Consider the following 12803-nt stretch of genomic DNA (forward strand, 5'->3'; position numbering starts at 1 on the left):
CTTCTCGAGGAGCCTTCGATGACTCTGATCCTGTCGCACACCGATGTGGCCGCCCTGATCGACCGCGCGGACGTGCTCGCCGCCGTCGAACGCGCCCACGCCGACCTAGCCCTCGGTACCGCCGTGGTCCCCGCCCCGCCCGCGGTGAGCCTCGACGGCACCGCCTTCGTTCCGATGGTCGCCGCCGCCGGGTCCGCCGGGGCGGCCGCCGTGAAACTGCTCGCCGACCTGCCCGCCAATCAGGCGCGTGGGCTACCGGTGCAGCGCTCGGTGATCCTGGTGACCTCCGCGTCGGACGGTGGCTGCGAGGCGCTGATCGACGGTCGGCTCGTCACCGCCGTGCGCACCGCGGCCGCCAGCGCGGTGGCGACCAGATACCTGGCCCGACCGGCGAGTTCGGTCCTCGGCTTGATCGGCGCCGGTGCGCTGGCGGTCGAACACACCCGTGCCGTGGCCCGGGTGCGCGACATCGAGACCGTCCTGGTCTGGTCGCGATCCGCCGCCACGGTCGAGCGGTTCCGCACCGCTGTGGCCGACCTGGGGGTCGCGGTGCGGGCGATGCCGTCACCGGAGTCGGTGACCCGGGCCGCCGACGTGCTGTGCACCCTCACACCGTCGCGGGAACCGATCGTGCGCGGCGCCTGGTTCGGCGAGGGTCTGCACGTGAACGCGGTCGGCGCGCCGCCGCGCGCCGATCACCGCGAGGTCGACGGGGAGGCCATGCGCCGGGCGCGCGTGATCGTAGACTCGCGAGGGACAACGCTCAGCAAGTCGGGCGACACGCTGCTGGCCCTCGCCGACGGCGCGATCACCGAAGCCGAGGTGAGTACCGAACTGGGCCAGGTGATCCTCGGCCGGGCCACCGGCCGGGTCGGTGACCACGACATCACCCTGTTCAACTCGGTCGGTATCGGCCTGCAGGACCTGGTCACCGCCCGCCTGCTCATCGACAAGGCCCGTGCCGAAGGCCGGGGAACGGAAGTGGAGCTCAGCGCATGACCACACTCACCGACATCGACGTCGCCCATCTGCGCCGCGCCATCGATCTCGCCGCCCACGCCGCGGTGCTCGGGGACCGGCCGTTCGGCGCGGTCACCGTCGACCGTGCCGGAACGGTGCTCGCCGAATCCGCCAATGCCGTCGCCACCACCGGCGATGTCACCACCCATGCCGAGCTCGTCGCGATCACCGTCGCCTCCGCCACCGGCAAGGCCGAGGCGCTGCGCGGCGCGACCGTGTACGCCAGCGGTGAGCCGTGCCCGATGTGCGCGGCCGCGATGGTGTGGGCCCAGGTGGGCCGTATCGTGTTCGCGGCGGCGGCCTCGGAGTTCGGGCCGATGCTCGGGCCGGGACCGAGCTTCACCCTGAGCTGCGCCGAGGTGGTCGCCAGTTCGAACGTGTCGATCGAGGTGAGCGGCCCGCATCTGGGCGACGAGGCGCTCGCGGTGTTCCGGTCCTGACGAGCTACTTCACCGGCACCGGTGCGTCCAGCCCCGCGGCCGGTGCCTCGGGTTCGCCGAGTTCGCGCTGTTCCTCGATGGCTTCCGGCGTGCCGGGCACCTGGGTGCCACGCAGCGACATGCCCTTGGTCTCGATGAGGAAGTAGGCCGCGACCAGGCCGACCAGACACGCGCCGAACATGTAGTAGGCCGGGACGAGGTTGTTGCCGGTCAGGTCGATGAGCGACTGGTTGATCACCGGCGCGGTGCCACCGAAGATCGAGGTGGCCACGTTGTAGCCGATCGCCACGCCCGCGAACCGCACGATGGTGGGGAACATGGCGGGGAAGGTCGCCGAGATCGTGGCCAGCTGCGGCGCGTAGAGCAGGCCGAGGATGGCGAAGCCGACGATGGCGCCGCTGAGCGAGGTTCCGATCAGCAGGTACACCGGGATCACCGCGATCATCAGCGCGGCACAGGAGAACAACCACATCGGCCTGCGACCGATCCGGTCGGACAGGGCGCCGAGGAACGGCAGGGTCAGCAGCATCACGATCTGGCCGATGAGCGGCACGAGCAACGCATCGGATTCCTCCATGCCGATGGTGTTGCCGAGATAGGTCGGTGTGTAGCTCAGCAAGGAGTAATTCACCACGTTCAAGGCGATGACCAGACCGAAAAGCGTCAGCACCGGGCGCAGGTATTTCGTGAGCAGGTCGCGATATACCCCGACGGTTTCCTCGGTGTCGTCGTTGGCTTCGATTTCGCGGAACACCGGGGTGTCCTCGACCCGGCTACGCAGATACATACCGATCAGTCCGAGCGGTGCGGCGATCAGGAACGGAATTCGCCAGCCCCACGATTCCATGGTCGCGTCATCGAGCACATTCACCAGCAGCAACGCCACCAGATTGCCGAGCGTGAAACCGGCGAGTGTGCCGACCTCGAGGAAGCTGCCGTAGAAACCGCGCTTACGGTCGGGCGCGTATTCGGCCATGAACGTCGCCGCGCCGCCGTATTCGCCACCGGCCGACAGTCCCTGCACCATCCGCAGCGCGTACAGCAGGATCGGCGCGGCGATGCCGATGACCTCGTAACTCGGGATCAGACCGACGGCGAGCGTGGAACCGGCCATCAGCATGATGGTCATCGCGAGCACGCGTTTGCGTCCGATGCGGTCACCGAGTGGACCCCAGATCATGCCGCCGATCGGACGGATCAGAAAGGAGACCGCGAATCCGAGCAGCGTGTAGATGACACTGGAACCCGCGCCGTCACCGGGAAACAGCGATGCCGCGATATAGGTCGCGAGATAGGCGTAGACACCGTAGTCGAACCATTCGACCGCATTTCCGATCGCCGATGCACCGATTGCCCGGTGCAGCACCGATTTCGATTCCTGAGACATCCACATACCTCTCGTCGTCGCCATCCATGACTACCCGATCGGTGCGCGCGCAAAACTTTACGCCTGTGTGTCGATGTGCTCAGAGTGCCCGAATTTTACCGGCGAGCAGTGCCTTCTCGCGGTCGTTGCGGCACCGCCGGATCGCCTCGGTGAGTTCGCCGCGCGCCTCCTCGGTGCGGCCCAGACGGATCAGCAACTCGCCGCGCACGCTCGGCAGCAGGTGCGAGGACGACAACGCGCCCCCGGCCGCCAGCTCGTCGACGACGGCGAGACCGGCGGCGGCTCCGGCGGCCATCGACACGGCGACGGCCCGGTTCAACTCGACCACCGGCGAGGGCGCGAGCCGACCGAGCGCCTCGTAGAGCAGCACGATGCGCTCCCAGTTCGTCTGCTCGACCGACGCGGCGACGGCGTGGCACTCGGCGATCGCGGCCTGCAGGCCGTAGGCGCCGAGTCCGCGGCCGACCTGTTCGGCCTTGGCCAGCGCGGCCCGGCCACGTCGGATCGCGGCCCGGTCCCAGCGGCGCCGGTCCTGCTGCTCGAGCAGGACCGGTTCGCCGTCGGGCCCGGTGCGGGCGGGGAACCGGGCGGCGGTGAGTTCCAGCAGCGCGAGCAAGCCGTAGACCTCGGGTTCGCCGGGCATCAGCCGCGCGAGCACCCGCGCCAGCCGCTGGGCCTCCCCGGCGAGATCGAACCGGATCAGATCCCCGCCGCTGCTGGCCGTCGAGCCCTCCGTGAAGATCAGGTAGATCACCCCGAGCACCGAGCCGAGCCGTTCGCGACGTTCACTCGGCGGTGGCACCTCGAACGGCACCCGGGCCGCCGCGAGGGTCTTCTTGGCGCGGGTGATCCTGGCCTGCACGGTCGCGGTCGGCACCAGGCAGGCGGCGGCGATCTCGTCGCTGGTGAGACCACCGACGACGCGCAGGGTCAGCGCCAACCGCGCCTCGCGCGCGAGCACCGGATGGCAGGCGATGAAGATCAGGGCGAGCACGTCGTCATCGATCTGGTCGGGGTCCCACTCCGGTTCAGCGGCGGGCACCGGCTCCCCGCCGGTGAGCGCGCCGCCCTCGCCGAGTCCGGCGGCCAGGGCGGTGTAGCGCTCGTCCAGGGCGGCCCGACGACGGAACGCGTCGATCGCGCGGCGGCGGCCGGTGGTGAGCAACCACCCCGCCGGATGCGCGGGCACACCGTCACGCGGCCAGGTCACCAGGGCTTCGGCCAGTGCCTCCTGGGCGAGGTCCTCGGCCAGCGCGAAGTCGCCGGTGTAGCGGGCAAGGGCGCCGACGATGCGGGCCGACTCGATCCGCCATACGGCGGCGACCGCCGCGCGTCCGGTGTGCTCGGTCATCGCCTCAGAGCTGTCCGGTGGACTCGCGCCACGCCCGTTCCTTCTGCACCCAGACGTTGTCCTTGGGGAATTCGTCGATGGAGGGCACCCGCCGGATCTCGGTTTTGATGCCGGGACCCGTCATCGGCATCCGCTTGGCCCACTCGACGGCTTCTTCCTTCGACGCCACATTGAGGATGTAGTAGCCGCCGAACAGTTCCTTGGTCTCGCCGTAGGGGCCATCGGTGACGACGGGCGGCTCGGACGAGTAGTCGACGACGACGCCCTTGGCGGCGTCCTCCAGCCCTTCCGCGGCGACGAGCACGCCCGCGCGGATCAGTTCGTCGTTGAACTTGCCCATGGTGTCGAGCATCTCGTCGAAGCTCACGTTCTCGAACTCGGCGAAAGCCTCGTCGGTGGCGCGCATGATCAGCATGTACTTCATGGTGTGTCTCCTTCGGTTCGGTGCCCTGGTGGGCGCTGCGTTCATCCGTAGGTCGAACGGGCACCGCGCGAATCGACACCCGCCGGAAATTCTTTCCCGAATTTTTTTCGGAGCCTACTTGCGGCGTGGTACTTGTCGGTCGGGTTCCGGCGACGACCGGCCGGTACAACGACAGCAGGGAGACGATCGTGAACGCCGTTCTCGTCGAGATGCGCGAGCATGTGCTCGTCGCCGTCATCAACCGGCCCCAGGCCATGAACGCGATCGACGGCGAGGTCAGCGCCCAGCTCGGCGCGGCGCTGGAACAGGCCGACAACGATCGGGCCGTGCGCGTGGTCGTCCTCACCGGCGCCGGTGACCGGGCCTTCTGCGCGGGCGCGGATCTGCGGGCGATCGGACGCGGTGAGTCGATTCTGGCCGAGGGACACGAACAGTGGGGCCTGGGTGGCTATGTCCGTCACCCCATCAGCAAGCCGACCATCGCGGCTGTGAACGGGCTCGCCCTCGGGGGTGGCACCGAGCTGGTGCTCGCCAGCGACCTGGCCGTCGCCGCGTCCACCGCCACCTTCGGCCTACCCGAAGTGGCGCGCGGGCTCTTCGCCGCCGCGGGCGGGGCGTTCCGGCTGCCCGAACAGCTGCCGCGCAAGATCGCGATGGAGATGCTGCTGACCGGTGAGCCGATCACCGCCGCACGCGCGCTCGAGTTCGGGCTGATCAACCGGGTGGTTCCGGCCGAGCAGGTCCTCGACACGGCCGTGGAGCTGGCGACGCGGATCGCGACGAACGCGCCGCTCGCGGTGCAGGCGAGCAAGCGGGTGGCGCTCGGCATCCGCGACGGCGCCCTGCCCGACGACGACGCGTGGGACCGCTCCGACCGCGAGATCGCCGAACTCGCCCGCTCCGAGGACGTCCGCGAGGGCCTCATGGCCTTCGTCGAGAAGCGCGATCCGAACTGGCAGGCACGCTGATCACCAACCACCCGTCAGAAGGGCGGCCAGCCCGGGGACCGGGTCGCGCGCGGTGGTCACGTTGGCGACAGCGACCACCACGAACAGCACCCCGACCACCACCGCGGCCAGGGCGTAGGCGCGCACGACCCGCCCGGCCGAACCCTCGCGGTGCCGCCACAGCACCACCCCCAGCCCGAGAAGCGCGGCCGACGCCACCGCGGCGAGCACCGCCATCGCGACGTGATAGCGGGCGAAGTCCTCGACCATGACGGCCAGCGCCGCCGGTCCGTCGGGGTGACCGGCCAACGCCTGGCCGACCTCGGTCAGCACCGCTGCCAGCTCCCCGTCGGGCGCACCGTCGATCGCCATCGGCAGCAAGGAGGCGAACGGCGTCACGGCCCCTTGAATATTGGCGAGCACCGCCACCGCGGCGATCGCGAGCACCAGTGTCGCGATCACCCCCGCCACCGCGAACATCGTTCGCTTCGCCCCGACGGCGCGCAGCGACGATCGCCACAGCAGCACCCCGAGCGCGACGAGCACGATCGACCACAGGGCCGCCACGACCGCCTTCACCACGTGATAGGCCGACCAGTAGTCCACCGTCGCCCGCAGCGCGGGCGTGAATTCCGCTTGTCCCGCTTGCCAATACGTGACGAACGCCGACCGGAACCCCGTCCGCAACGCGGCCTCGTCGGCGAATCCCGCACCCGGCAACCATCCGGCTATCAGCGGCGGCGCGACCACGAACGCGACGGCGAGCGCGACCGCCGCGCCGAGGAGAAGACTCAGGCGGCGCGCCGGGGCGGCCCCCGGTTCTGCGACAACGGTGGACACGGTCACTCCCTGCTCGGTACGGGTGTTCGCCGACCATTGTGACCGCGACGTGGCATCATGGCCGCTCGAACGGACGGACTCACACATTTCGATGGATTGAGGGGACCGAGCGTGACCAGCAGCAATTTCGCCTACACCGGGTGCGACAACCTGGAGGTGATGGCCGAAGCGATCAACTACAACAGATTTCTCCTCGACTGCGTCGAAAGACATGTCACCACACCGGAGCTGCGAGTACTCGACTTCGGCGCGGGGCAGGGCACCTACGCCGATCTGCTCGCCGAACGGGAGATCTTCCCCGAATGTCTCGAGCCGGATCCCGACCTGCAGAAAGTGTTGCTGGCCAAGGGGTACAAGGTCGTCGACTGCGAGACCGAACCGCCCGAGGCCGAAAAGTACGGCCTCATCTATTCTTTCAACGTCTTCGAGCACATCAAGAACGACCAGGAAGCCGCGGAGCATCTGGCGACACTGTTGCGGCCCGGCGGCACGATGGTGATCTACGTTCCGGCGCTCGAGATGCTGTTCTCCTCGATGGACGTGAAAGTCGAGCACTACCGGCGGTACCGGCGCACCCAGCTGAACCGGATTCTGCGCAACGCCGGGCTCGAGGTGGTGGATTCGCGCTATTGCGATCCGATCGGGTTCTTCGCCACTCTCGCCTACAAACTGCTCGGCAACGACGACGGCGACATCAACGTGCGCGCGTTGAAGCTCTACGACCGTCTCGTCTTCCCACTGAGCCGGGTCCTGCAACTGGTCACCGGCAAGCTGTTCGGGAAGAACGTCCTGGTCGTCGCGAGAAAACCCTGAGCCGGACGGCTCAGCGCGGCGGGTTGCCCGTCCATTCGGGTTCGTCCGGCGGCTTGGGCCCACCGCGCGTCTTGCGCCACAGCACAACGGCGGCAACCACGACGACCACGGCGAGGATCACGAGAATCTCCATACTCCGCGCCTACCCGGTGCAGCCGTCCTCAACCCGGCCGACCTGTCACGTTTGAGCCGTCACCCAGCGGGAACCACACTGATGTGGTGCTCGACCGGCCCGTTGTACGAGGCGCCGAACGGTCCGGGGGAGCAATGTTTTTCGGTTACGGTGTCGACACCGGTGCACCCGCGGGGTCGGCCGACGCTCCACCGCGATGCCAACGACGTCATCGCACGGAGTCGCGTCGGCCACCCCCGCGGGACACGAGAAAACAGCAGCGGCCTCAGCGCTCGAGGAATTCCTCGGCCGCGGTCTGAGCGCTGATGGCCGTGCCCATCCACCGTCGCAGGTAGTGGCGGAGTTCGTCGTCGGTGCGTGGTGGATCGCCGGGTGACAGGAAGAACGACTGCATGGTCCGCAGGACGTATTCGACCAGTTCGCGCAGCGCCTGCTCGTCGTAGCCGTGCGCGGCCCAGTCCACATCGAACCGCCGGATCATCGTCATGCCGAAGGCCTGCGCCTCGTCGGAGGTGAGGCTGTCCGGGCGCACGTTCGAGTAGGAACTCGACAGCAGGATGCCCAGGTGCGGTGTGCGTCGCACCTCGGCCAGCGTGTAGACCACCGCCTCGACCATCGCCTCCACCGGATCATCGAGTCCGCGCACCTGTGCCGCCAGTCGGTCGAGAAATCCGGCCACCGAGGCCATGGCGGCGGCGGTCATCAGCGCGTCGGCGCTCGGGAAGTACCGGTACACCGTCTGCCGGATGACGCCGAGCGATTCGGCGACATCGGCGATGCTGATCTCCGCGCCCGTGCGCCCGATCAATTCGACTGCCGCCGCGACGATCCGGCGCGTCGCCTCCGCGTCGTCCCCCGGCGGACTACCGCCCCATCCCCGTCTGCGCGCCACCCGGTGGACGCTAGCACAAGCCCAGGTCACAGCGGATTCAGGCAAAGTAATCATACATACTGACGTTCAGTCGTATGATTACCTCACCCAACCGAGTGGCAGCCGGACCGGCGCACGCCCGAACAACGAGGTACTCACCGTGACCGAACTTCACGTCCGCAAAATGGATTTCGCGTTCGCCGACTACGACGTGCCGTTCCTGTGGAACCCACGGAATCCGGCGTTCTCCTCGATGGCCAACGCCGTCTCGTTCCTGGCGATCGGCTTCGAGAAGATGATCGTGCAGCTCATCAACCAGGCGAAACCGCAGATCACCGACCCCGAGGCGGCCGAGGAGGCCGACGCGTTCATGCGTCAGGAGGGTCAGCATTCGACCGCCCACCGCCAGCACGTGAAGGGCCTGATCCGGCGCTACCCCGGCCTACAACAGACGCTGGACGCGGTGATCCGCGAGTTCGACGAACTCACCGCGAGCACCCCGGTGAAGTATCGCCTGGCCTACACCGCCGATCTCGAGGCCACCTTCACCCCGGTGTTCAAGCTGATGCTCGACAACGACGACACCCTGTTCGCCCCCGGCGACGACCGGGTGGCCTCGCTGTTCATCTGGCATTTCGTCGAGGAGGTCGAGCACCGGAGTTCGGCGCTGATCATCTTCAACTCGGTGGTGAACAGCGAGCTGTACCGGATGCGGGTGGCGCCGTCGGTGTTCCGGCACGTGCTGCGGGTGATCCGGGTGGCCTGCGCGGGCTTCAACGAGCACGTGCCGCTGGAAGATCGGCAGGTCGACGCGTTGTCGATGTTCGCGAGCTACCGCAATCAGCAGACCCTGCGCCGCCTGCTGCCCGGCCTGCGCCCGGCCGACAACGGCACGATGCCGCGCGCCTTCGATGATCTGGGCCTGAAAGAACAGCTCATCGCCCTCGGCGGCATCGTCCGCAGCCAGACCCCGGGGCACAATCCCGCCCACGAGAAGCTGCCCGACCTGGCCGGTGAGTGGTTTCGCCGCTACGACGAGGGCTACGACGTCACCCGCTGGTACACCGCCGATTCCGTGAGCTCCTAGAAGGGCCGACCCATGGCCGAACACTGTTCCCCCACCTTCGCCGACCTCACGGTCCAGCTCGGTTTCTCCTGCGAGGAGGCCGGTGGACTCGTCGAGTTCCGCAGCCCGTTCGGGCTGGAGAACTGGACCCTGCCCGTTCTCGAACTGACCATCGTGCTCGGTGCGGTGCTGGCGCTCTGGTTCGCGATCGTGCGCCTGCGCCGCCACGGCGACCCGACCAACCTCGTCCTGTGGTTCGGTGCGACCGCCTACCTGTTCATCATCGAGCCGCCGCTGTACTTCCCGGCCGCGTTCGGTATCGAGGACCACGTCGACACGATGTTCGCGCACAACGTGTTCACCGTCGACTTCCTGTGGGGCCGCCTGCCGATCTACATCGTCGCGATCTATCCACTGATGGCGACGATGGCCTTCGGGCTGGTGCGGATGCTCGGGATCTTCCGCCGGTTCGGTGTACTGATCGGTGCCACCTGCGTGGGCTTCGTGCACCACGCCTTCTATGAGATCTTCGACCACCTCGGGCCGCAACTGCGCTGGTGGGAGTGGTCGGTGGACAATCCGATCAACCAGCCGATGTTCGATTCGGTGCCGATGGGCAGCGTGGTGGTGTTCGCCGCGCTGTGGCCGATGTCGTTGGCGTTCTGTGTGCAGTATTTCGTCGGTCGCCATGTCGACGCGGGCACGCGGTTCACGGGCCTCGAATCGACCTGGCGCACCGTGGTCATCGGTCTGCTCGCCTCGGTCGGTACTTTCCTGCTGCCACTACCGGCGACCGTGCTCGGTATGAGCAGCACGACGGTGCGCGGGGTGGTGTACGCGCTGGAACTCGCGGTGCTGATGGTCGTCGCCGCGATCGTCATGTTCCGCCAGTGGTCGGACCTACGCCGGGGCACCACTCCCGACCCCGGCTACGCCGACCCCTTCGTCCAGCGCTTCGCGACCTTGTATCTGGTGGTCTTCGCGGGTCTCTGGCTCGCCGCCCTGCCCGACTTCTTCGCGGCCACCGACGGCGAGACCGGCAACGGCGACCCCATCGGCAACCTCTGGTACACCGTGGCCTGTTTTGTGATCGCCGGGTTGTCGATCCTGGCCACCTACACGGCGCGGGCCCGTTCGGCCGACCCCGGCACCTCCGCGGTGGCGGCCGCGGAGGTGCCTGGCTGACAGCGGCGACGACGTGCGGTCCGCCTCAGATGAGCGGCTTGTGCTTGCGGATGCGGCGCCGCACGTCACGCATCATGGACTGGGTACCCGCGAACCGGATGAACTTCGGGATGAACCGGTTGACGAAACCGACGAAGAGAAAGAGGTTCTCGAACCGGCGCTGGTCGGATTCACTCCATTCGATCCCCATCTGCTCCTGGAAATGCGGCGGCAGGAACCCGGAGGTCAGGAACTGCAGCAGATTGCCGAACAGCAACCGCAGCGACCAGTGGATCATCCGCAGGTGCACGAGATCGCTGATGTAGGCACGGAACTCGTCGTCGCACACCACGTCCTTACACGCCTCGAGCCAGTACCGGTCGAAGTCCGCGCGGGTCTTGGGCCACATGTCGGGGTGCACCTGCAGGGTGGTGCCGAAGGTTTCGGCACCCTGATAGAACGCTTCCAGCTCCTCCTCGGACATCTTGCCGCACAGCAACTGGTGGGTGTCCTCGAAGCCGATGTAGATGGCGGCGGCCACGTACAGCTGCAGATTGCGGTCGAAGGCGTTGTACTTCACCTTGGAGTCGGGCCGCGACCTCACCTGCCGATGCGCGACGTTGACGGCTTCGCGCATCGCCTTCTTGTCCTCGTCGGTACCGAGGATCGCGACCGCGAGGTAGGCCGAAGTGGTGCGCAGCCGCTTCCACGGATGCACCATGAGAGCACCGGATTCGACCGGGCTCTCCATCACACCCGCGGCCACCCCCTGGTGCGCGAACTGCATCGCCACGTTCGCGGCGGCGCCCGCGAACATCCAGAAGTCCAGGGCGTCGGCCAGCCGTGCGGGCTTCTTCCGCCGCGAGCGGTAGGTGTCGGGGATGTGGATGCGCACCCGGTCGAGGGTCAGTTGCCGGGGTGCCTGCTCGAGTCCGGGCCCCCCGGCCCGACCGACGGTGGGGCGCCATTGTCCGCCTCGGCTCTCCTCGACGTAGCTGTCGCTGGTCGGGTCCGAGTAGTCGGGTTCGCCTGGCTTCGTTGCCGTGGTCATCGTCATCCTTTCCCAGAAGCGTCCTCGCCCCGGATCTCGCGAACGCGGATCGCCGCCGAGCACTCCTCGACGTAGTCGCTATGTTACCGCCCATTCTCTAGGATTCGAGCGCGTTTTCGCCGAATACACACAGGCTTCACCCCACCTCCAGCGCCCCAACCTGGACATCTCGGCCAATAAGTTACCCACAATTCTTACGGCTGCTAGTCTGGATTCCGCCCCGCCCACACGGGCGGCGACTCCTTTCCGACGACCGACCCTCGGAGGTATCCGTGCCGTCCGTCTCCTTCGCTCCGACCGATGTCGTACGCGCCGTCGCCGATTCGCTGGCCGCTGCCGCCGTTCTGCACCGACGTGGCGCGATCGAACTCCGGAACCCGATCGAGCTCTTACGGACGGCCCGGGACGCGACCGCGCTCGGTCCGGCGGTGACCACGCTGGCCCACGCCACCCGGGTCGCGAGCTCGGCCACCGCACTGATCGATGACCGGGGACCGATCACCTTCGAACAGCTCGATCACGCCTCGGGACCCACCGTCAGCACGCGGCCGATCAGCCGCATCACGACCTCGAACGCGCGCTGCTCACGATCGCTCCACGCCAGCCCGAGTTCGTCGCGAAAGTGTTGCGGCAGAAAACCGGTCGTGAAGAACCGGTTGACCCGGCGGAACAGCCGCCGCTCCCACCGCCCGTAGGGGCCCATGTCGACCAACTGGGTCAGCAGATACTCCCGCACCCGCTCGTCCGGGGAGAGTTCGGGCAGCATGGATCGCCAGTACTCGGCGAACGCGGCACGGTCCGGTGGCCAGAGCTTCTCCGGTACCTGCAAGGTCGTCCCGAATCTGGCCGCTTCGGCGTACAACTCGTCGGCCGATGCCTCGTCGAGCGGACCGAAGAGGTAGGTCAGCGAGTCGACCGTGCCCTGGTAGAGGCAGGCCGCCACCCACAGTTGCAGCCGCGGATCGAAGGCGTTGTAGCGCACAGGGCTGTCCGGCCCCGATCGCACCTGCCGGTGCGCGGTGTTCACAGCCTCGCGGAAGGCGACCCGGTCCTCGTCGGTGCCGAGCATCGCGACCGCGAGGTAGGTCAACGTGGTTCGCCCCCGCTTGCGCGGGCGCAGATCGAACCGTCCGCTGTCCACGGTGCTCTCCACGACACCGCGCCCGACCGGCGCCCAGCTCAATTGCATGATCACATTGGCGGGCCCACCGAGAAACGCCGCCGGACCGGCCATGAAACGCCGCCGGTCGTCCGACGGTGCGGATGGACGTACAGCTTCGGTCCGACGACGCATGA

14 protein-coding genes are annotated in these 12803 nt (G+C 67.9%); 6 read left to right on the forward strand and 8 right to left on the reverse strand.

The genetic code is table 11. The features are described 5' to 3' along the window. The first annotated feature begins 18 nt into the window (after nucleotides 1-18). Both NC7_RS21965 and NC7_RS21970 read left to right on the forward strand, forming a co-directional pair. A complete protein-coding gene (locus NC7_RS21965; RefSeq protein WP_067986101.1) occupies nucleotides 19-999 on the forward strand; it encodes an ornithine cyclodeaminase family protein in 981 nt (326 codons plus the stop codon). Next, nucleotides 996-1460 carry a nucleoside deaminase gene (locus NC7_RS21970; protein ID WP_067986103.1) on the forward strand — a complete coding sequence of 155 codons (465 nt, stop codon included), beginning with the start codon at nucleotides 996-998 and terminating at the stop codon, nucleotides 1458-1460. Before NC7_RS21965 ends, NC7_RS21970 begins: the two co-directional genes overlap by 4 nt. A gap of 4 nt (nucleotides 1461-1464) precedes the next feature. On the opposite strand, the gene NC7_RS21975 is transcribed toward NC7_RS21970, so the two are convergent. The 3 genes from NC7_RS21975 to NC7_RS21985 all read right to left on the reverse strand — a co-directional run bounded on the left by NC7_RS21975 (nucleotide 1465) and on the right by NC7_RS21985 (nucleotide 4622). Then, nucleotides 1465-2847, reverse strand: a complete 1383-nt coding sequence (locus NC7_RS21975; protein WP_067986313.1) for an MFS transporter — start codon at nucleotides 2845-2847, stop codon at nucleotides 1465-1467. Between the two features lie 79 nt (nucleotides 2848-2926). Continuing rightward, complete coding sequence (locus NC7_RS21980) at nucleotides 2927-4198, reverse strand: RNA polymerase sigma factor (protein WP_067986105.1); 1272 nt, start codon at nucleotides 4196-4198, stop codon at nucleotides 2927-2929. A gap of 4 nt (nucleotides 4199-4202) precedes the next feature. Then, nucleotides 4203-4622 carry a YciI family protein gene (locus NC7_RS21985; RefSeq protein ID WP_067986108.1) on the reverse strand — a complete coding sequence of 140 codons (420 nt, stop codon included), beginning with the start codon at nucleotides 4620-4622 and terminating at the stop codon, nucleotides 4203-4205. Between the two features lie 209 nt (nucleotides 4623-4831). Here NC7_RS21985 and NC7_RS21990 point away from each other — a divergent pair, with 209 nt between their 5' ends. Continuing rightward, nucleotides 4832-5590 (forward strand): crotonase/enoyl-CoA hydratase family protein, encoded by a 759-nt coding sequence (locus NC7_RS21990; protein WP_067986314.1) that lies wholly within the window; start codon nucleotides 4832-4834, stop codon nucleotides 5588-5590. Here NC7_RS21990 and NC7_RS21995 read toward each other — a convergent pair whose 3' ends face one another. Beyond that, entirely contained in the window at nucleotides 5591-6409 is an 819-nt protein-coding gene (locus NC7_RS21995) for a hypothetical protein (protein ID WP_084458699.1), read from the reverse strand. It lies immediately after the preceding gene. 111 nt (nucleotides 6410-6520) lie between these two features. On the opposite strand from NC7_RS21995, the gene NC7_RS22000 reads away from it, so the two are divergent. After that, nucleotides 6521-7222, forward strand: a complete 702-nt coding sequence (locus NC7_RS22000) for a class I SAM-dependent methyltransferase (protein ID WP_067986112.1) — start codon at nucleotides 6521-6523, stop codon at nucleotides 7220-7222. A 10-nt stretch (nucleotides 7223-7232) separates the two neighbouring features. Here NC7_RS22000 and NC7_RS30260 read toward each other — a convergent pair whose 3' ends face one another. Next, the gene (locus tag NC7_RS30260) at nucleotides 7233-7355 is read right to left on the reverse strand and encodes a hypothetical protein (protein ID WP_255284010.1); all 123 of its coding nucleotides are present in this window, start codon (nucleotides 7353-7355) and stop codon (nucleotides 7233-7235) included. Nucleotides 7356-7620: 265 nt separating this feature from the next. Further along, nucleotides 7621-8247, reverse strand: a complete 627-nt coding sequence (locus tag NC7_RS22005) for a TetR/AcrR family transcriptional regulator (RefSeq protein ID WP_067986115.1) — start codon at nucleotides 8245-8247, stop codon at nucleotides 7621-7623. A 139-nt stretch (nucleotides 8248-8386) separates the two neighbouring features. On the opposite strand from NC7_RS22005, the gene NC7_RS22010 reads away from it, so the two are divergent. After that, nucleotides 8387-9313 (forward strand): metal-dependent hydrolase, encoded by a 927-nt coding sequence (locus NC7_RS22010; protein WP_067986117.1) that lies wholly within the window; start codon nucleotides 8387-8389, stop codon nucleotides 9311-9313. 12 nt (nucleotides 9314-9325) lie between these two features. After that, entirely contained in the window at nucleotides 9326-10477 is a 1152-nt protein-coding gene (locus NC7_RS22015; RefSeq protein ID WP_067986120.1) for a hypothetical protein, read from the forward strand. Between the two features lie 25 nt (nucleotides 10478-10502). Here NC7_RS22015 and NC7_RS22020 read toward each other — a convergent pair whose 3' ends face one another. Both NC7_RS22020 and NC7_RS22025 read right to left on the reverse strand, forming a co-directional pair. Continuing rightward, nucleotides 10503-11507 (reverse strand): oxygenase MpaB family protein, encoded by a 1005-nt coding sequence (locus tag NC7_RS22020; protein WP_084458700.1) that lies wholly within the window; start codon nucleotides 11505-11507, stop codon nucleotides 10503-10505. 517 nt (nucleotides 11508-12024) lie between these two features. Continuing rightward, nucleotides 12025-12801 (reverse strand): oxygenase MpaB family protein, encoded by a 777-nt coding sequence (locus NC7_RS22025; protein WP_084458683.1) that lies wholly within the window; start codon nucleotides 12799-12801, stop codon nucleotides 12025-12027. Between the last annotated feature and the right edge of the window lie 2 nt (nucleotides 12802-12803).

This window comes from Nocardia caishijiensis NBRC 108228, from assembly GCF_001612825.1.
GTDB classification, from domain to species: domain Bacteria; phylum Actinomycetota; class Actinomycetes; order Mycobacteriales; family Mycobacteriaceae; genus Nocardia; species Nocardia caishijiensis.